Source organism: Nocardia higoensis (assembly GCF_015477835.1).
GTDB classification, from domain to species: domain Bacteria; phylum Actinomycetota; class Actinomycetes; order Mycobacteriales; family Mycobacteriaceae; genus Nocardia; species Nocardia higoensis_A.
Genome location: NZ_JADLQN010000001.1, coordinates 3,066,165 through 3,082,450, shown reverse-complemented (window position 1 = coordinate 3,082,450; position 16,286 = coordinate 3,066,165). Strand labels below are relative to the sequence as shown.

Here is a 16,286-nt window from a genome sequence, read left to right as displayed (position 1 = left end):
CGGACCGTGGCCTGGATCACTTGACAGCAGCGGTGATTTCCGCTGCGCACAGGTTGCGGCCAGCCGATCAGCTGCTCGACCATATCGTCGACCGCGCCCGGCACCAGGCATGCCCTGGGCGGAAATCGGCGCCCACCCGGTGTCTCTGGGCAGGCCGCGTAGCGGCGATTCGCGACCGGCGTCGCAGAGCGCCATGTGGCTACCATGCGGCGGTGACGGGCCGAATCGTGCTGGCGCGGCGGACAGGAGGAACCAAGATGCCGGGAGCGCCGATTGTCGCCGGCGCCTCGGCCGACCGTGGTGTTGTCGCCGGTCCGAGCTCACCGTCGCTGTACCGGTTGCCGGGTCACGGTTCCGAACCTGAAAGGGTGTCCAGGATCGCGGCGATTTCAGCAGCGTGTAGGCACGCGCCCAAATGGCTGGCTTCGACGGTATGGACCACGAAGGGGTTCTGCGGGGTGAGGGCATCGGCTTCGGCGATCATGCGGTCTTGCATGTCGGGCGGGATGGCTCGGTCCTGGGACAGGCGGATGTAGGTGCGTGGAATCCGACCCCAGGTCGCAGCTCGCACACGGCTGTCGGCGGTGATGACCTGGGGTGATTCGGCCGGCTCGAGCAAGTTGAGACAGGCGAGGAACTGATCGTCGGTGGCATCTGCCATCAGGCCATGCTTCAACGCGGCCAGCTGGTCCGGGTCGGCAGAGCGCCAATTGACCATCGTCGCTGCGACGTCGTGATGCCCGAGTATTTCCAAATAGGCGGCGATGCTGGGAAGTTCGACACAGCACCACGCGGAGATGTACACGATTCCGGCCAGCAGGTGCGGCACCGAGTTGCCGACACCGCTGATCGTCGCGCCACCGCCGCTGGTGCCCACCAAGATCACCGGCCCGAACCGGCCGACTCGGCGTACCGTGTCCACGACGTGGGTGACATTGTCTGCCAACGTAATCGACGCCAATGGTGACGGTTGTGTGATGAAGGCTTCGATATCCTGAGGTGCTTGATACGAGAGCGGAAAACCGGCGTCGAGGCCGTGGCCGGGCAGATCGACGGCCAGTCCACGGTGCCCGAGTAGTGCGAGTTCCCGCAGCAACGCAGACCACGTCGAAGAGTTGCCGTGCGCGCCGTGGACGAGCACGAACGTCGGCCGAACCTCCCATTCGGATGTGCGGTGGACGCGGATACGAGCCGGTCGAAATGCTCTGGAGTCGGGCATGCCGTCGAAGGTAACCGGCCGAACAGCGCGCGCTCACCGAGTGATGGGACCTGTGACGACCGCGCCGGTCCGATCCTCACGCTCATCGCCGCCGCAGTGCTCGCCCGCCACCCCGATCCCGTCGCCGGACCGCGCCGAGCGCCGTAGACACCGTGCCCGCACGGTGATTGCGCGCGGGCGCGACCGGGATGGGCGGCAGGCTTGTCAGCCTGCGGGGTCGATCCGGAAGACCGGATAGCGGTCCGCGATCCGGGCGAATTCCGCGAGCGCGGCGGTGCGGTCGATCGGGAAATGCGGGCGGGCGCCGGGAGCGACGGCGAGATAGCGGCGCAGAATCGGCGCTCGGTCCGCCACCTCGACCTCGGTGAGCTGTACTGCTTCGCGGCCGCGCCGGTGCAGGAACGCGCGACCGTGCGCGGCGTGGACGTTGTGCACCCAGCCGGCGTCCGGCCCGAGCATCGACACCAGGTACCGCCGCCCTTCGTACTCGGCGACCACGATCGGCAGCTTCACCGGGCGACCGGTGCGCCTGCCGATCACCTCGAGGGTCATGGCGTAGCCGGGGGAGAGCACGCCCGCCGAGTACATGCATTCCGATGCCCGGTTCAGTACCCGGGCGAGCCCTCCGACCCGATTGTCTTTGTACATCCGGCGTTTCGCAGCGTACAGCAGATCTCGCACGCCCATGTGTCTGTCCTCCCTGCGTAATTCCATGCTTCGCCGAACGCGTGTGCCGGTATGTACCGGAAGAAGGTACCGAGGAAGTCTCCGGATCGCTTGACTGCCAGCTACTGAGTGTTACTATCTAGTGGTAGTCAGTGACGCTTAGTAGTGAGAGGGGGTGTGCATGGGCAAGCAGGAGACGGAGATGCTCAAGGGAACGTTGGAGGGCATCGTCCTCGCGATCCTGGCCGGGCGCCCCGCGTACGGCTACGAGATCACCGCGTGGCTGCGGGAGCGGGGCTTCTCCGACATCGCCGAAGGCACCATCTACGCCTTGCTGGTCAGGGTCGAGAAGAAGGGGCTCGTGGATGTCGAGAAAGTCCCCTCGGAGAAGGGGCCCCCGCGAAAGGTGTACTCCCTCAACGCCGAGGGACAGGAATATCTCGATGAGTTCTGGAGGACGTGGAGCTTCCTCGCGGAACGGCTCGATCAGCTCCGTGCGCAAGGAGGCAGGCAATCATGAACATCTCGGATCTCACCTCGAAGGTGGTCGGCGAAGTCGGCGACAAGCGGAGGTGGCGACAGTACAAGGCGCGGGTGGGGCGACTGCCCGCGAATTACCGCACAGTGGCCGAAGCGTTCGAGCGATACCTGATGTACGCGGGGCCCGGTGGTGGCGTCTCGATGCTCGAAGACCTCGTCGACCTGTTCGAGCAGAGCGCGGCCGCCGGGACCCCCATACGCGAGGTTGTCGGGGAGGACCCTGTGGAGTTCATCGAGATGTTCGCGCGGAACTACCACGAGGAGTCGTGGCTCAATCGGGAACGGGCGCGGCTGAACAGCGCTGTCGAGCGCGCCGTCGCAGCGGAAGGGTAGGTCGTCCGATGGTGAGAAGCGGCACCTCTCGCGCAGAGGGGACGTGGACGGGCATGGTGGCCGTCGATGACACGGCCCTGGCGGTCACCGATACCGGAGGCTCGGGCAGGCCGGTCGTGTATCTGAACGGCGCCTACGCCGACCGTCGACCTTGGCGGCCGGTGATCGACGACCTCGGTGACGGTTTTCGGCACATCACCTTCGACGGGCGAGCGCGCGGCAGATCGAAGCGGTCGGCGGACTACTCGTTCGAGGCCGCCCTTCGCGACGTCGATGCGGTCCTCGCGGCCAGGGGCGTGGAGCGGCCGTTGCTGGTGGGCTGGTCCTACGGCGGGATCCTCGCGTGGCACTGGGCCGACCGGCATCCTGACCGTGTCGTGGGTGTGGTGACCGTGGACGCGGCGCCCTGCGGTTTGACCGGTGAAGAGGGCCGGGAGCGGATCCGGAAACTGTTTCGCCGGATGCGGTTCGTGCTCCCGCTGGCGCGCCCGTTCGGGATGGCCGCGCGGATGAGCGCCGACCAGCACGCCGAGGTCAATATCGATGCCAACGAGGTCGCCGCCGCCAGTGTGCCGGTCCTCGAGCGGCTGACCTGCCCGGTGCGGTTCATCCTGGCCACCGGCGACGGTCTCGGCACCGGCGACGGGGAGATGGAACAGGCGAGGGCCTCGCTGGATCCGGTGCTCGCCCGCAATCCGAACGTGCGGGTGAGCGCGAAGGTCGACAGCAACCACGACAAGATTCTGCGTAAGGATTACCGGGCCGTCGCCGCCGCGGTCCGCGAAACCTTCGGCGCCGCGGGCTGACAGGTACCGCGTCGAGCCGGTCGCCGAGCAGTTCACTGCTGTCGGAAGTGTGATGCCCGACATCGCGCGGTCGGCGAAGATGGACGGAGGTCTGGCCCGGCGTCTTTCCCATAAGTGACTAAGCATTCCATGCGTGACGAGGCTTACATCAAGGCCATTCGTGCGGTATGTTAATAGCTGTTCTCATTTGGTGTTGCGGCTGGAGGATGTCGAGGTGGCATCCCGAGGCCGGTGGACGTCGTTGTCCTGGCCGTGGTGCCCGCCTGCGCGGGTCTCTTCGCGTGGACGCGGCAGGCCGGGGGTCGTATGCGTAGATCTGCTCCACTCACCGCGTCGGCGTTGCTGACAGCGGGACTGGTCATGTCGGGTTCCGAGGCGTTGGGCGCGGACGCGGCCCAGGCGCGGCCGGAACTGTCCACTCATCCCGAACCAGGGGCCGACCGCACCGTCGGCCTGCTGACCGTCGCCGCCGACACGCCGCGGTCGCTGCGCAGCGTCACTCCGCCCGCGGACGGATCGCCGAGCGTGACCGAGGTGGCGCTGCGGGAGATCTCGCTGCCGCGCACCGGAGGACTGCTCGGCATCCCGGAAATCGTCCTGGCGGCGTACCGGAACGCCGAACTGGCGCTGGAATCCTCGATGCCCGGCTGCGGGCTGCGCTGGCATCTGCTGGCCGGGATCGGCCGTATCGAATCCGCGCACGCCGACAACGGGCGCACCGACGCGGCCGGTACGGCTGTCTCGCCGATTCTCGGTCCCGCACTGGACGGGACGTTGCCGGGCAACGAGATCATCGCGGCCGCCGACGGCGGCTACGTGCGGGCGGTCGGCCCCATGCAGTTCCTGCCCTCGACCTGGGGGCGCTATGCCGCCGACGGCAACGGCGACGGGGTTTCCGACCCGCAGAACGTCTTCGACTCGGCGCTGGCGGCGGGCAAGTACCTGTGCTCGGGCGGGACGAATCTCGCCGACAGCGAACAGGAGTTGCGGGCGGTGCTGCGCTACAACAACTCCATGTCCTACGCCGCCGACGTGCTCAGCTGGTCGGCGGCCTACCGCAGCGGCGGCGCGCCCCGGCCGGTCACCATCGCTCCCGGCCTCGTCCCGCCGTCGAGCGCGCCCCCGCCGTCGCGTCCGGGCGGGGGCGCCGAGGTGCTGGCCTCCGCACCGCGGTCGCGCCCCTTGACCCTGCAGCCGATGGCTCCGACCACCGTTCCCGACCCGGCTCCGCCGGTCCTGGTGAATCTGCCGGGCATCGGCGCGGTCTCGTGCGGACTGCTGTGCGACACACCGGGCACCCAGAACGCCCCGAAGACGCTGCCCGCCCCCGCCCCCGCCCCCGCCCCCGCGCCTGCGCAGTCGCTGCCCGCCCCGGCCGCGCCACCGGGCGGTGCGCCGCTCCAGTCGGCTCCGGCTGCGCCCTCGGGCGGTGCGCAGCTGCAGCCCGCCCCGGCGGCGCCCGCTCCCGCCCCGACCGGGCCGAGTATCAAGCTGCCCCTGGGTATTTCGATTCCGCTGCCCGCCCCGCCGACCTGAGCCGGGCACGGCTGGATCGAACGCGCACCGGTGACCGCGAACGGCACGAAGCCCCCGTCCTGGGGCGGGGGCTTCGTCCGTAGCGCCGGGATACTCAGTTCTTCTTGTTCTGCCGCAGTTCCTTCTCACAGGTGTCGAGCGCCAGCCGGAAGCCGGTCACGATCACCGGCAACAGCATCAGCGTGCACAGGTCGGAGGCGAAGGGTGCCTTCACCTCGAAGCGGGAATACCAGCGCACGTGGGTGCTACCCCCCGGCACCTCCTCGAACCGCATGTACCCCTCGTCGTGGCGCAGCGGGGGCGTGGACCGGGGAATGTAGTAGCGCATGAACGTGGGCCGCTCGAACTCGAGGATCTCCTCGGTCATCCGGAACAGGGGAGTGTTGACGACGCGGATGGCGCCGACGCCGTGCCCGTGGGTGTCGCCGGGGCGGACCAGGATGACGCGACGAACCATCGGTACCCGGTGATAGTTCGTGGCATCGGTCATCCAATCGAACACCTCGCCGATCGGCGCTGCGATCGTTCGGTGCATGTCCACGACGCGCATCCGTTCACACTAGATACTTGCGCCGCCGCCTGCGGAGTTTCAGATCACCGATCAGTACATAGCTGCCCGCGTGCCGGATGAACCGGGGGATGAACCGGTTGACGAAGCCGACGAACATGAACAGGTGTTCGAAGCGGCGCTGGTCGGCGGCGGTCCATTCGAGCTGCATCTGCTCGCGGAAGTACGGCGCGAGGAAGCCGGTGGTGAGGAAGCGCAGCAGAGAGCGGAACGTCACCCGCAGCGGCCAGGCGATCATCTTCAGGTCGAGGAGGGCATTGATGTATTCGCGCACATAGTCGTCGAGCACCGCCTCTTCGCACGCCGTGTTCCAGTAGTCGTCGAACTCGGCGCGGGTGGCCGGCCACATGTCCTCGGTGACCTGGAGGGTGGTGCCCAGCGTGGAAGCGGTGGCGTAGAACTGCTCGGCCTGCTCGTCGCTCATCTTGCCCGACAGCAGCTGGTAGGTGTCCTCGAAGCCGATGTAGAGGCAGGCCGCCACCCACAACTGCAGATTCCGGTCGAAGGCGTTGTACTTGACCTTCGCGCCCGGCTCCGAGCGCACGTGCCGGTGCACGGCGTTCACCGCTTCCCGGTACGCCGCGCGTTCCTCGTCGGTGCCGAGGATGGCGACCGCGAGGTAGGTGGTCGTGGTGCGCGCGCGCTTCCACGGGTGCTTCATCAGCGATCCCGAGTCCACTTTGCTCTCGGCCACGCCGTAGCCGACGCCGGGAAGCGCCATCTGCATCGCGACATTGGCTGCCGCGCCCGCGAACGACCAGAAGTCCAGTGCGTCGGACAGTTTCAACGGCTTCTTGGTGAGCGGCCGGTGCTCGGTCGGGATGGGGATGCGGGTCTGTTCCTTGGTCAGCGGTGCGGGTTCGTGCCGGTGATCGTCCCGGGCTACGGCGGTCATGGGAGTCCTTCCCTGTCGTCCACGCGGTCAGGGGTGCGCCGAGGCCCGAGTTGTCGGGTGATGCGGCACTGCACCCCGCTCCGCGATGCTATGTTACTGACGATTCTTCGCGGGCGGAACCCGTCCGGCGAGAATATTTGGTAACTTCTTCCGAGGGCCACTTGGCCGTCGTGAGCAGAGGAAACGGTGGTCGAACGAACAGATGATCCGCCGAAGTTCTTCCGTTGCAGCGTGAATCGTGAGTAACATACTGCCCGCACGCTCCGGCCGGCCCTGGTGGCCGGCGGCGGATCGGCAGGCGTGGCGGAAAGGAAGCACTTCAGTGTTGAAGAAACTGGATCGAATATTCAGTTATGAGATGAAGGTGTCGGAGTTCCTCGGCACACTGATCATCCTCGCGATTCCGTACGGTGTGATCGGCCTCGTGTGGAGCCTGACGCACACCTCGCACCTGCGCGAGATGCGCGGCATCGACGTGATCATCTCGTTCCTCGGCTCGATCGTCTGCTGGCCGGTGCTCCTGGTCGCGAATGTGACGATGACATGATGCTTCTGGTCTGGCTCATCGACATCCTGGTCTCCGGAATCAGGATCTTGGGTGGGGGAATCAAGGTCAATCCGGTGCTGCGCTTCGGGCTGTGGATCGCGGTGCTCGCCACCGCGGCGGCCGGCGTAGCGGTGCTCGGCGCGGGACTGTACTTCCTTCAGCAGTATCTGAGCAATCCGGCCTGAGCCGTTCCTGTTCTTCTGGTGCAGGCTCCTAATTTCTAGAAACTTTCTCCGCTGAAGAGCGGTGTGGGAAAGAAATCCAGCTTCTGCGGTCCTCGGACCTGTGAGCTGCGACGACTCGTGCGATGTGGCCGCGGTCCGAGGATCGCGGCGGTCGGGGAACCGGGCGGTTCGCCTCCAAGAATGGTTATTCACTTATGGCTTGTGATGCGCATCTCCGTTATGGGAGACTGCACACGCTCCGCGCACTCGTAGGGAAGACCGCCACCGGTCGGCGAGACAAGCGGCGAAAAGCCCAGAAAGGAACTCGGGCAGCGTGACAACCACCGAACGCCCATCGGCGAGCACCGATCTCGAACGTGCCGTCGACGATCTGAAGGGACTATGGAAGCGGCATCCGCAGCAGTCCCTGGAAACCCTCGGCCGTCAGGTCAGCCTGGGCCGGGCCGCGGTGATCGAGCTCGTCCGCTCGATCGTCGCCCGGCGGTTCCCGTACCACGAGTTCATCAAGCAGTGCGCGTTCATGTCCAACGTCTCGGCCGCGCCGACGGTGTTCGTGGCGATCCCGATCGCGGTGGTGGTCTCCATCCAGATCGGCGCGCTGGTCAACCAGGTCGGCGCGACCACCTTCATCGGCGCGGTCGCCGGCCTGGGCATCATCCGCCAGGGCGCCCCGCTGGTGACCTCGCTGATGATCGCGGGTGCGGTCGGCTCGGCCATCTGCGCCGACCTCGGCTCGCGCACCATCCGCGAGGAGATCGATGCCATGCGGGTGATGGGCGTGGACCCGGTGCGCAGGCTGGTCGCCCCGCGACTGCTGGCCGCGGTGCTGGTCAGCATGCTGCTGTGCGGGTTCGTGGTGTTCGTCGGCTTCGCGACCGCCTACATGTTCAACGTCTACGCCCAAGCCGGCACGCCGGGCTCGTTCATCGGCTCGTTCGCCTCCTTCGCGGTGGCCGACGATTTGATCGTGGCCTTGGTGAAGGCGGCGATCTTCGGCGCGCTGACCGCTGTCATCGCCTGCGATATCGGCCTGCACGCCAAGGGGGGCCCGGGCGGTGTGGCCAACGCGGTGAATTCCGCGGTGGTGACCTCGGCGCTGATGCTGTTCGCCACCAACATCATTCTGACCCAGCTGTACAACACGCTCTTCCCGACGAAGGTGGTCTGAGGTGGGGACCAAGTACACCCCGCCCGCGCTGAAGCCGGTGCGGGTGGCGACCGACGCGCTGGCCGTGCCGTACAAGGCGAATCAACGCCTCGGACACCAGGCGATCACGTTCTTCCAGGCCCTCGGCGCGATTCCGTTCGCGCTCAGACACTACCGCAAGGAAGTGCTGCGGCTGACCGCCGACATCGGCTGGGGCAACGGCTCGCTGGTCGTCGGCGGCGGCACCATCGGCGTGGTCGTGATCCTCTGCGCGTTCGGCGGGATCACCGTCGGCATGGAGTCGTTCAACGCGCTGAACCTGCTCACCATGGGCCCGCTGACCGGCGCCATCTCCGGTTTCGCGACGACACGTGAGTTGGCCCCGATCCTGGCGACGCTGGCCTTCGCCATCCAGGCCGGCTGTCGGTTCACCGCCCAGCTCGGCTCGATGCGCATCGCCGAGGAGATCGACGCGCTGGAGTCGATCGCGATCCGTCCGCTGCCATACCTGGTCACCACCCGGATGATCGCGTCCACGCTGACCATCATCCCGCTCTACACCATCGGCCTGGCCACGGCGTACCTGGCGACCAAGTTGTCGGTGCTGTTCCTGGGCGGCACCTCGGCGGGCACCTACGACCACTACTTCTTCCAGTTCCTCATCGGCACCGACGTGTTCTTCTCGCTGCTCAAAGTCGTGGTCTTCGTCCTGCTGGCGACCTTCATCCAGTGCTACTACGGCTATGTCGCCTCCGGCGGCCCCGAAGGTGTCGGGGTCGCCGCCGGGCAGGCGATCAAGATGGTCATCGTCGTGATGGTTTTCGCGAATCTGTTCCTGACACTGGCGATCTGGGGCATCGACCCCGGCTTCCGGATCTCGGGATAGGGGAAAAGGTGTTACTCGATCCCAGTGGCCGCGGCGCGACCGCGCGCCAGCTCACTCTGGCCGGACTGGCCGTGCTCACCGCGTTCGCCGTGGTGCTCGCCGCGCTCGCGCTGCGCTATACCGGCTATTTCGAAGAAAAGGTGGCGGTGAGCGCCGACCTCACCAGTACCGGTGACGGCCTGCCGCAACGGGCCGACGTGAAGTTCCGCGGCATGGTCGTGGGCCGCGTCGAGGATGTCGAGGTGGTGGCCAAGGGCCAGCGCCAGCGCGTGGAGATCTACCTCGAGCCGGTGGCCGCGCAGACCATTCCGGCGAATGTCACCGCGCGGGTCATTCCGAACAACATCTTCGGCGTCTCCGCGATCGAACTGGTGGACAACGGCCGCTCCGGCGCCGTGCTCACCGAGGGCGCGTCCATCGCCGAGGACACCAGCACCGAGACCATGCAGTTGCAGACGACGCTGACCGTGCTGCGCGATGTGCTCGACAACATCCAGCCGGCCAAGCTGGGCCGGGTGCTGGCCACGCTGGCCGCCGCGCTCGATCCGGCCGCGCGGGTGCCTGGTTCGACGATCGAGCGTCTGGACCGCTGGATCACCGAGGTCAGGACCATTCCCGGCATCGGTGAACTGCTCGGCGATCTCGGCGCGGCCACTACCGCGCTGAGTCAGTCCGCCCCCGAACTCGTCGGCGTGCTCACCGAATCGGTCACCGCCGCGCAGACGCTGACCGAGCGCCGGAGCAATCTGGTCGCCCTGCTGGCCAACGCCTCGGGCGCCATCGATTCGGTCAACAGCCTGTTCGCTCGCAATCCGAACGCCGCCAAGGATCTGGTGCCCGGTCTCGGGCAACTGTTCGGCGGCCTGGCCGAGGACCCCGACGCCATTCCCTACACCGCGCGCAACCTCAATCAGTCCCTGGGCGCGCTGGCCTCGGTGTTCACCTGGGGCCCCAAGAAGCAGATGGTCTGGAAGATGGACGTGAGTTTCACCCCGTTCCAGCAGTACACCGCCGAGGACTGCCCCCGCTACGGCGATCTGACCGGTCCGCGCTGTGGCGGCCCGAGCGTGCCGACCGAAGCACCCGAGCAGGTGTATCCCGAACAGATGCGTCCGGGTTGGCTCGACGCCGCTGGGCCCGCGCCGACCGTGGTCGTGCCCGGCCTGCCGGGAACCGATGCGGGCGCGACGATTCCGGGTGTGGCGGGTATTCCCGGCGTGACCGCACCGGGCCTGCCGTCGATTCCCGGTCTGCCCGTGATTCCCGGTCTGCCCACGATCCCCGGACTGACCGCGCCCGCCGCCGACGTCGAGGATCCGGCTGTCGAGGATCCGGCACAGGACCCGACGGCCACGGCTCCCGCCGCGGCGACGACCATGCGCCCCATCGCCTCGGGCCGCGGGTACGCGGCGGTCGCGGCGGTGGTCGGCGGCAGGCCGACGGCGGCACAGCTGCTGCTGCTCACGCCGGTGCTGGCCGGCGGCTCGGTGACCATGTACGAGATGGACGGGGGTGCCTGAGGTGAAATCCGGAAAAGCGTTGGCGGGGTTCAGCTTCTTCGCCATCCTGGCGATCCTGCTGACCTTCACCATCTGGTCGACGCTGCAACGGTCGGTGCCGGGCAGCACCCATTCCTACTCGGCGACCTTCACCGATGTCATGGGCGTGCGGATCGGCGACGACGTCCGCATGGCGGGAGTCCGCGTGGGCCGGGTCGACAAGATCGACTTCGACGAGGGGTACCTGGCGCGGGTGGACTTCAGCATCCAGGACAGGCAACACCTGACCACCACCACGAAAGCCCTGGTGCGCTATCAGAACCTGATCGGCCAGCGCTACATCGCCCTGGTGCCCGGAGAGGGCGAGGGCGAACCCCTCGACCCTGGCGGGCACATCCCGGTGGACCGCACCGAACCGTCCTTCGACGTCTCGTCGCTGCTGTCGGGCTTCGAGCCGCTGTTCTCGGTGCTGCAACCGGATCAGATCAACTCCCTGTCGGAGACGCTGATCCAGGCGTTGCAGGGTGACAACGTCTCGCTGTCCTCGCTGATCGTGCAGGCCGCCGACCTCGCGGCCACCTTCGGTCAGCGCGACGAGATCCTGGGGCAGGTCATCGCCAATCTCAGCTCGGTGCTGGCCGGCCTGGCCAACCGCAGCGGTGAGCTGGAATCTCTGATCACCCAGTCCACGGCCCTGGTCGAAGCCCTCTACGCCGAGGGTGAGCTGCTGAAGTCCTCGGTCGACCAGGTCGCCACCTCCACCGACTCCCTGGTGGGCCTGCTGGCCCAGGTCAAGCCCGACATGGCCGCCGCGCAGAACGAGGCGACCACCGGTGTGGCGCTGCTGCTGCTCAACGGCGCCGCGCTCGACAAGGCGGCCGTCCAGCTGCCCGGTCTGCTCAACTCGCTGGCCCGATTCACCAGTTACGGCACCTACGGCAACGCCTACTTCTGCAGTCTGGATGTCTCGCTGTGGGGCGTGCTGCTGCCACCCGGCCTGTTCTCCCAGGTCGGCGGCAACTCGCATTCGGAGGTGTGCCGCTGATGGCACGGATTCGTACTCTTCTCACCGGCAACCGTTTCCTCTGGCAGGGCGTGGCCGCGGCGCTGTTCGTGGTGCTGCTGCTGGTGGGGTCCAGCCTGGTCAAGCAGATCGGTGTGTCGGACAAGACGATCCACGCCGAGTTCGCCCAGGCCGCGGGAATGCGTCCGGGTGCCACGGTCGACGTCTCCGGCATCGAGGTCGGCGCCGTGCGTTCGGTGAAACTGGCAGGCGACAGGGTCGTCATCGACATGCGCGTGCGCGGGGATCTGCGGCTGGGCCCCGACGCGCGGGCCTCGATCAAGATGTCGACCATCCTGGGCCGCTTGCACATCGAGCTGTTCCCCGGCGACGGCAGCGGCCTGCCCGGCGACACCATCGCGCTGGAGAACACCAGCGTCCCCTACAACCTGGGCAAGGTCATCCAGGACACCCAGTACAACTCGTCCTTCGAGCGCATCGAGCGCATCGACCCGGACAAGCTGCGCCAGGCCCTCGACGCCCTCGATCACCAGATGGGCGATTCCCCGCAGCTGACCGTGGCCGCGCTCGACAGCATCGGCTCGCTGGCCGAGGTCATCAACGACCGCCGCGACGAAGTCGACTCGCTGTTGAAGAGTATGGACACGGTCTCGACCCTGGTCGCCGACAACCAGAACGCGGTGTTGCTGCTGCTCACCCGAGGCGAGGCGATCGGCAACGCGGTGGCCGTCCGCCAGCAGATGCTGGCCCAGCTGCTCGACAATGTCGCCGCCCTCTCCGCCCTGCTGCAGGAGATGGGCATCGAGAACAACGATCAGCTCGGGCCGCTGATCCACGACCTGAACACCATGACTGAGGGCCTCGAGAAGAACAAGGAAAATCTCGACCGGCTCTACGAGACCATGCCCGTGGCCATGCGGCAGTTCAACAATGTGCTGGGCAACGGACCCTACGGCGACGTGCTCGCGCCGTGGATCCTGCCCGACAACTGGCTGTGCGCGGTCCAGGCGATTCCGGGGTGCCAATAATGACCATTCGCAACAGATTCGGTGTCGGTACCGCGGTCAAACTGGCCGCGCTGTGCCTGGCGGCGGGGGTGGCCTCGGGCTGCTCGCTGCTGCCCGATTCCATCGCCGGCCTGCCACAGCAGTATCTCGGTGAACATCTGCGCGTCAGCGCCGATTTCGAGAATGTCGCGGGCATGTACGAGGGCAACGAGGTCGCCGTGCTCGGCGTCCCGGTGGGCCGCGTCGACACGGTGACTCCCAAGGGCAGCTATGTCCAGGTCACCATGTCCATCGACCGCGATGTGAAGGTGCCCGCCGATGTCATGGCGGCGCTGATCTCCCCGCAGCTGATCACCAACCGCCACGTCGAACTGGCCCCCGCCTACACCGGCGACGGCCCCGTCCTCCAAGACGGCGATCACATTCCGCTGCAACGCACGCGCGTCCCGGTGGAGCTGGACCGCATCCTGGAGAATTTCGACCAGCTCGGCGCCGCGCTGAAGGGCGACGCGGAGAACGGACCGATGGCCAGCCGGGTGCTGTTCCCCCTGCTCGACGGCAACGGCGACCGGCTGCGCCAGACCCTCGACCAGCTCTCCGGCGCCTTCGAGGTGAGCTTCGCCAACAAGGACCAGATCTCCAACACCATCATCAAGCTGAACGAGATCACCCACGTCATCGCCTCCAACGACGCGACCGTGCGCGAATTCAGTGGCAAGCTCACCGAACTCGTGCAGTTGCTCGGCGCGCAGTCGCCCGGTCTGCACGCGGTGCTCACCCAGCTCAATGACTTCGTCGCCAACACCGCCACGGTGGTCGGCCAGAACGAGGACCAGCTGGCGGGCGCGCTCACCCGGTTCGTGACCATCACCGAGCAGATGCGCGCCAATGCCCGCGGTCTCACCGAGATGATCGACGTCACGCCGCTGTTCTTCGAGAACCTCGCCAACGCCACCAGCCAGGAGCACCGCGCGATCCGCCTGCACGGCCTGCTCGACAAGTCGGTCTTCGACGGCGAATGGCTGTCGACCTTCTGCGAGCGCGTGCAGATGCGCGCCGACGGCTGCCGCACCGGCAAGATCATGGACATGGGGCCCGATTTCGGTCTCACCGCGGCACTGCTGGGACTGACCTCATGAGCGCCCGCGCCTTCACCGCCCGCCTGGCCGCTGTCGCGCTGAGCCTGGCCGTGTTCACCGGCGCCACCGGTTGCGCGGTCACCGTGGACAACGTCCCGCTGCCCAAACCGGGCATCGGCGGCCCCGGCTACAAGATCAACGCGGTTTTCGAGGACGCGCTGAACCTGCCCGAACGCGCCCATGTGCGCATCGGCGGCACCGACATCGGTGTCGTCTCGGCGATCAGCACCACCAATTTCCTCGCCGAGGTCGAACTCGAGATCCGCGAGGGCATCGACCTGCCGCGCGGCACCACCGCCGAACTGCGCCAGGCCACCCCGCTCGGCGACATCTTCATCGCGATGACGCTGCCCGAGGCCGACCCGAACGCCGAGTTGCTGCGCCCCGGCGACACCATCGGCGTGGAGCTGACCTCGGCGGGCGCCTCGGTGGAGCAGCTGATGGTCTCCATCTCGATGCTGCTCAACGGCGGCGGTCTCAACCAGGCCGCCAAGATCACCTCCGAGATGAACTCGATGTTCGCCGGTCGGGCGCCGCAGCTGGCGCATCTGCTCAACGAACTCGGCGCCGCCATCACCGCGCTCAACCAGCGCACCACCGACATCGACAGCGTCCTGCACGGCGTCAATGTCCTGACCGGCGAGCTCGCGACCCGCAAGGAACAGCTGGGCCGGGCCGCCGACACGTTCCCCGCCCTGCTCGGCCTGCTGGCCGAGAACAATCGGGACATCTCGGCGCTGATGGGCAAGGTCTCGGTCACCATGTCCGCGCTCGGCGACTTCACCGAGACCACCGGCCCGGACTTCGTCGACCTCTTCGGCAGCATCAAGGCGCTGATGGGCGGATTCACCCAGATGGGCGACGACCTCGGCCAACTGCTGCGACGCTACGAAGAGCTCTATCCCTCGGTCGCGGCCTCGTTCCGCGGCGAGGGGCTGGCCGTCGCGGCCACCGTGTCCTATCTGAGCATCGGCGCGCTGACCGACCCCTCGGGTAGCCGCGCGCCCGAGCTCAACGATGTGCCGCTGTTCATCGGCAGTCTGGCGCAGGTGCTCGAGAAGGTGATCGGCAGGCTCAACAGTCCGCCGCAGCAGCAGGAGGGCGGTCGATGAACATCCCGCTGTGGAACTACTTGGTGCGCCGTCGGGTCGCGGTGGCCAATATCGGCCTGATCCTGGTGCTCGTCGCCGGTTCGGTCTACCTCGGCACGGAGGTGCTGCGGGTCGATCCGTTCGCCCGTTCCTATGTCGTCACCGTCGAGCTCGACAATTCCGGCGGCCTGCAGGCTGGCAACGACGTCACCTTCCGCGGCAGCCGCATCGGCATCGTGCGCGACGTGCGTGCCGGTGAGGTCGGGGTGCTGGCCGAGGCCGAGATCGATGCCGGGACAAAGGTTCCTGTCGGTGGCACCGTCGCCGTCGGCAGGTTGTCCGCCGCGGGCGAGCAGTATCTGGACTTCCGTCCCGACGCCGAGGGCGGCCCGTATCTGAGCGACGGCGACCGGATCGGCCGCGAGCAGACCCGCACCCCGGTCACCGTCCCGTCGGTGCTGAACAACATGAGCGGCCTGATCGGCGGGATGAATCCCGACCGGCTCAATGTGATCATCAACGAGCTGGACAAGGCACTGGCGGGCGGCCCGGATCGGTTGCGCAACATGATCTCCGGCATCAGCCGGGCCATGGCCGGACTCGACGGCCTGCTCCCGCAGACCAAGCAGCTGATCGAGAACCTGCAGGTCATCTCGGAGACCACCTCGCACGCCCAGCCCGACCTGACCACCCTGACCACCGGCGCGGGCGCGCTGTTCGAGCAGCTCACCGCGGCCGACCAGGAACTGCGCCGCTTCCTTGACCTCGCCCCCGATCAGCTGGCCACCATCGGCGGTTTCATCGCCGACACCGAGGACCCGATCACCAACCTCACCACCAATTTCGTGGCCATCACCCGCGCCGCGAAATTGCGCCAGCCCGCCATCGAAGCCTTGTTCCCCGCCCTGCGCGTGGGCTCGGCGGCGATCGGCGTGCCCGCGCACGACGGCGCCTACCACACTCTCGTCGACCCGTGGCCTCGCCCGACCTGCGACTACCCCACCGTCCCGAAGATCCCGGTCGTCGAGACCACCGACACCAGGGTCCGCCTCTACAACTACTGCGTGACCGAGGACCCGGCCCTGCAGATCCGCGGTTCCGCCAATGCCCCGCGGCCGAACGTGCCCGACAACGGCTCCGGCCCGCCGCCCGGCGTGACCGGCGACGAGCTGTCCCAACCCGTACCTCGGTAGACAAG

18 protein-coding genes are annotated in these 16,286 nt (G+C 67.4%); 14 read left to right on the top strand and 4 right to left on the bottom strand.

Annotated features, from left to right (window positions below; translation table 11 throughout):
• Nucleotides 1-346: 346 nt before the first annotated feature.
• Nucleotides 347-1,219: an alpha/beta hydrolase gene (locus IU449_RS13855; protein WP_195002171.1), complete on the bottom strand. Its 873-nt coding sequence runs from the start codon at nucleotides 1,217-1,219 to the stop codon at nucleotides 347-349.
• Nucleotides 1,220-1,423: 204 nt separating this feature from the next.
• A complete protein-coding gene (locus IU449_RS13850; protein WP_228803964.1) occupies nucleotides 1,424-1,906 on the bottom strand; it encodes a nitroreductase/quinone reductase family protein in 483 nt (160 codons plus the stop codon).
• A 160-nt stretch (nucleotides 1,907-2,066) separates the two neighbouring features.
• Between IU449_RS13850 and IU449_RS13845 the strand changes: the two genes are divergently transcribed.
• From IU449_RS13845 to IU449_RS13830, 4 genes are all read left to right on the top strand, one after another.
• Nucleotides 2,067-2,405 carry a PadR family transcriptional regulator gene (locus IU449_RS13845; RefSeq protein ID WP_195002170.1) on the top strand — a complete coding sequence of 113 codons (339 nt, stop codon included), beginning with the start codon at nucleotides 2,067-2,069 and terminating at the stop codon, nucleotides 2,403-2,405.
• Nucleotides 2,402-2,758: a DUF1048 domain-containing protein gene (locus IU449_RS13840; RefSeq protein WP_195002169.1), complete on the top strand. Its 357-nt coding sequence runs from the start codon at nucleotides 2,402-2,404 to the stop codon at nucleotides 2,756-2,758. Before IU449_RS13845 ends, IU449_RS13840 begins: the two co-directional genes overlap by 4 nt.
• 53 nt (nucleotides 2,759-2,811) lie before the next feature.
• Nucleotides 2,812-3,564, top strand: coding sequence for an alpha/beta fold hydrolase (locus tag IU449_RS13835; protein ID WP_195002168.1), 753 nt, complete (start codon nucleotides 2,812-2,814; stop codon nucleotides 3,562-3,564).
• Nucleotides 3,565-3,795: 231 nt separating this feature from the next.
• Nucleotides 3,796-5,100, top strand: a complete 1,305-nt coding sequence (locus tag IU449_RS13830; RefSeq protein ID WP_324188224.1) for a lytic transglycosylase domain-containing protein — start codon at nucleotides 3,796-3,798, stop codon at nucleotides 5,098-5,100.
• A 94-nt stretch (nucleotides 5,101-5,194) separates the two neighbouring features.
• Here IU449_RS13830 and IU449_RS13825 read toward each other — a convergent pair whose 3' ends face one another.
• Nucleotides 5,195-5,650, bottom strand: coding sequence for an SRPBCC family protein (locus tag IU449_RS13825; protein WP_195002167.1), 456 nt, complete (start codon nucleotides 5,648-5,650; stop codon nucleotides 5,195-5,197).
• 4 nt (nucleotides 5,651-5,654) lie between these two features.
• On the bottom strand, nucleotides 5,655-6,563 hold the full coding sequence (locus IU449_RS13820; protein WP_195002166.1) for an oxygenase MpaB family protein: 909 nt from the start codon (nucleotides 6,561-6,563) through the stop codon (nucleotides 5,655-5,657).
• A gap of 322 nt (nucleotides 6,564-6,885) precedes the next feature.
• Here IU449_RS13820 and IU449_RS13815 point away from each other — a divergent pair, with 322 nt between their 5' ends.
• The 10 genes from IU449_RS13815 (at nucleotide 6,886) to IU449_RS13770 (ending at nucleotide 16,281) form a co-directional block, all read left to right on the top strand.
• Nucleotides 6,886-7,110, top strand: coding sequence for a hypothetical protein (locus IU449_RS13815; RefSeq protein WP_195002165.1), 225 nt, complete (start codon nucleotides 6,886-6,888; stop codon nucleotides 7,108-7,110).
• Nucleotides 7,107-7,295, top strand: a complete 189-nt coding sequence (locus tag IU449_RS13810) for a hypothetical protein (RefSeq protein ID WP_195002164.1) — start codon at nucleotides 7,107-7,109, stop codon at nucleotides 7,293-7,295. Before IU449_RS13815 ends, IU449_RS13810 begins: the two co-directional genes overlap by 4 nt.
• A gap of 313 nt (nucleotides 7,296-7,608) precedes the next feature.
• Nucleotides 7,609-8,463, top strand: a complete 855-nt coding sequence (locus IU449_RS13805; protein WP_195002163.1) for an MlaE family ABC transporter permease — start codon at nucleotides 7,609-7,611, stop codon at nucleotides 8,461-8,463.
• A gap of 1 nt (nucleotide 8,464) precedes the next feature.
• A complete protein-coding gene (locus tag IU449_RS13800) occupies nucleotides 8,465-9,328 on the top strand; it encodes an ABC transporter permease (RefSeq protein ID WP_195002162.1) in 864 nt (287 codons plus the stop codon).
• An 8-nt stretch (nucleotides 9,329-9,336) separates the two neighbouring features.
• A complete protein-coding gene (locus tag IU449_RS13795) occupies nucleotides 9,337-10,848 on the top strand; it encodes an MCE family protein (RefSeq protein WP_195002161.1) in 1,512 nt (503 codons plus the stop codon).
• 1 nt (nucleotide 10,849) lies between these two features.
• Nucleotides 10,850-11,872: an MlaD family protein gene (locus tag IU449_RS13790; protein ID WP_195002160.1), complete on the top strand. Its 1,023-nt coding sequence runs from the start codon at nucleotides 10,850-10,852 to the stop codon at nucleotides 11,870-11,872.
• Nucleotides 11,872-12,879, top strand: coding sequence for an MCE family protein (locus tag IU449_RS13785; protein ID WP_195002159.1), 1,008 nt, complete (start codon nucleotides 11,872-11,874; stop codon nucleotides 12,877-12,879). The genes IU449_RS13790 and IU449_RS13785 overlap by 1 nt, the downstream gene beginning before the upstream one ends.
• Nucleotides 12,879-13,997 carry an MCE family protein gene (locus IU449_RS13780; protein WP_195002158.1) on the top strand — a complete coding sequence of 373 codons (1,119 nt, stop codon included), beginning with the start codon at nucleotides 12,879-12,881 and terminating at the stop codon, nucleotides 13,995-13,997. Before IU449_RS13785 ends, IU449_RS13780 begins: the two co-directional genes overlap by 1 nt.
• Nucleotides 13,994-15,109, top strand: a complete 1,116-nt coding sequence (locus tag IU449_RS13775) for an MCE family protein (RefSeq protein ID WP_195002157.1) — start codon at nucleotides 13,994-13,996, stop codon at nucleotides 15,107-15,109. The genes IU449_RS13780 and IU449_RS13775 overlap by 4 nt, the downstream gene beginning before the upstream one ends.
• On the top strand, nucleotides 15,106-16,281 hold the full coding sequence (locus IU449_RS13770; RefSeq protein WP_195002156.1) for an MCE family protein: 1,176 nt from the start codon (nucleotides 15,106-15,108) through the stop codon (nucleotides 16,279-16,281). Before IU449_RS13775 ends, IU449_RS13770 begins: the two co-directional genes overlap by 4 nt.
• Nucleotides 16,282-16,286 lie beyond the last annotated feature (5 nt).

What these genes read in the sequence shown, in the direction of transcription:
- IU449_RS13855 (WP_195002171.1), bottom strand. Translation starts at nt 1,219, where the DNA reads ATGCCCGACTCCAGAGCATTTCGACCGGCTCGTATCCGCGTCCACCGC.
- IU449_RS13850 (WP_228803964.1), bottom strand. Translation starts at nt 1,906, where the DNA reads ATGGGCGTGCGAGATCTGCTGTACGCTGCGAAACGCCGGATGTACAAA.
- IU449_RS13845 (WP_195002170.1), top strand. Translation starts at nt 2,067, where the DNA reads ATGGGCAAGCAGGAGACGGAGATGCTCAAGGGAACGTTGGAGGGCATC.
- IU449_RS13840 (WP_195002169.1), top strand. Translation starts at nt 2,402, where the DNA reads ATGAACATCTCGGATCTCACCTCGAAGGTGGTCGGCGAAGTCGGCGAC.
- IU449_RS13835 (WP_195002168.1), top strand. Translation starts at nt 2,812, where the DNA reads ATGGTGGCCGTCGATGACACGGCCCTGGCGGTCACCGATACCGGAGGC.
- IU449_RS13825 (WP_195002167.1), bottom strand. Translation starts at nt 5,650, where the DNA reads ATGCGCGTCGTGGACATGCACCGAACGATCGCAGCGCCGATCGGCGAG.
- IU449_RS13820 (WP_195002166.1), bottom strand. Translation starts at nt 6,563, where the DNA reads ATGACCGCCGTAGCCCGGGACGATCACCGGCACGAACCCGCACCGCTG.
- IU449_RS13810 (WP_195002164.1), top strand. Translation starts at nt 7,107, where the DNA reads ATGATGCTTCTGGTCTGGCTCATCGACATCCTGGTCTCCGGAATCAGG.
- IU449_RS13785 (WP_195002159.1), top strand. Translation starts at nt 11,872, where the DNA reads ATGGCACGGATTCGTACTCTTCTCACCGGCAACCGTTTCCTCTGGCAG.
- IU449_RS13780 (WP_195002158.1), top strand. Translation starts at nt 12,879, where the DNA reads ATGACCATTCGCAACAGATTCGGTGTCGGTACCGCGGTCAAACTGGCC.
- IU449_RS13775 (WP_195002157.1), top strand. Translation starts at nt 13,994, where the DNA reads ATGAGCGCCCGCGCCTTCACCGCCCGCCTGGCCGCTGTCGCGCTGAGC.
- IU449_RS13770 (WP_195002156.1), top strand. Translation starts at nt 15,106, where the DNA reads ATGAACATCCCGCTGTGGAACTACTTGGTGCGCCGTCGGGTCGCGGTG.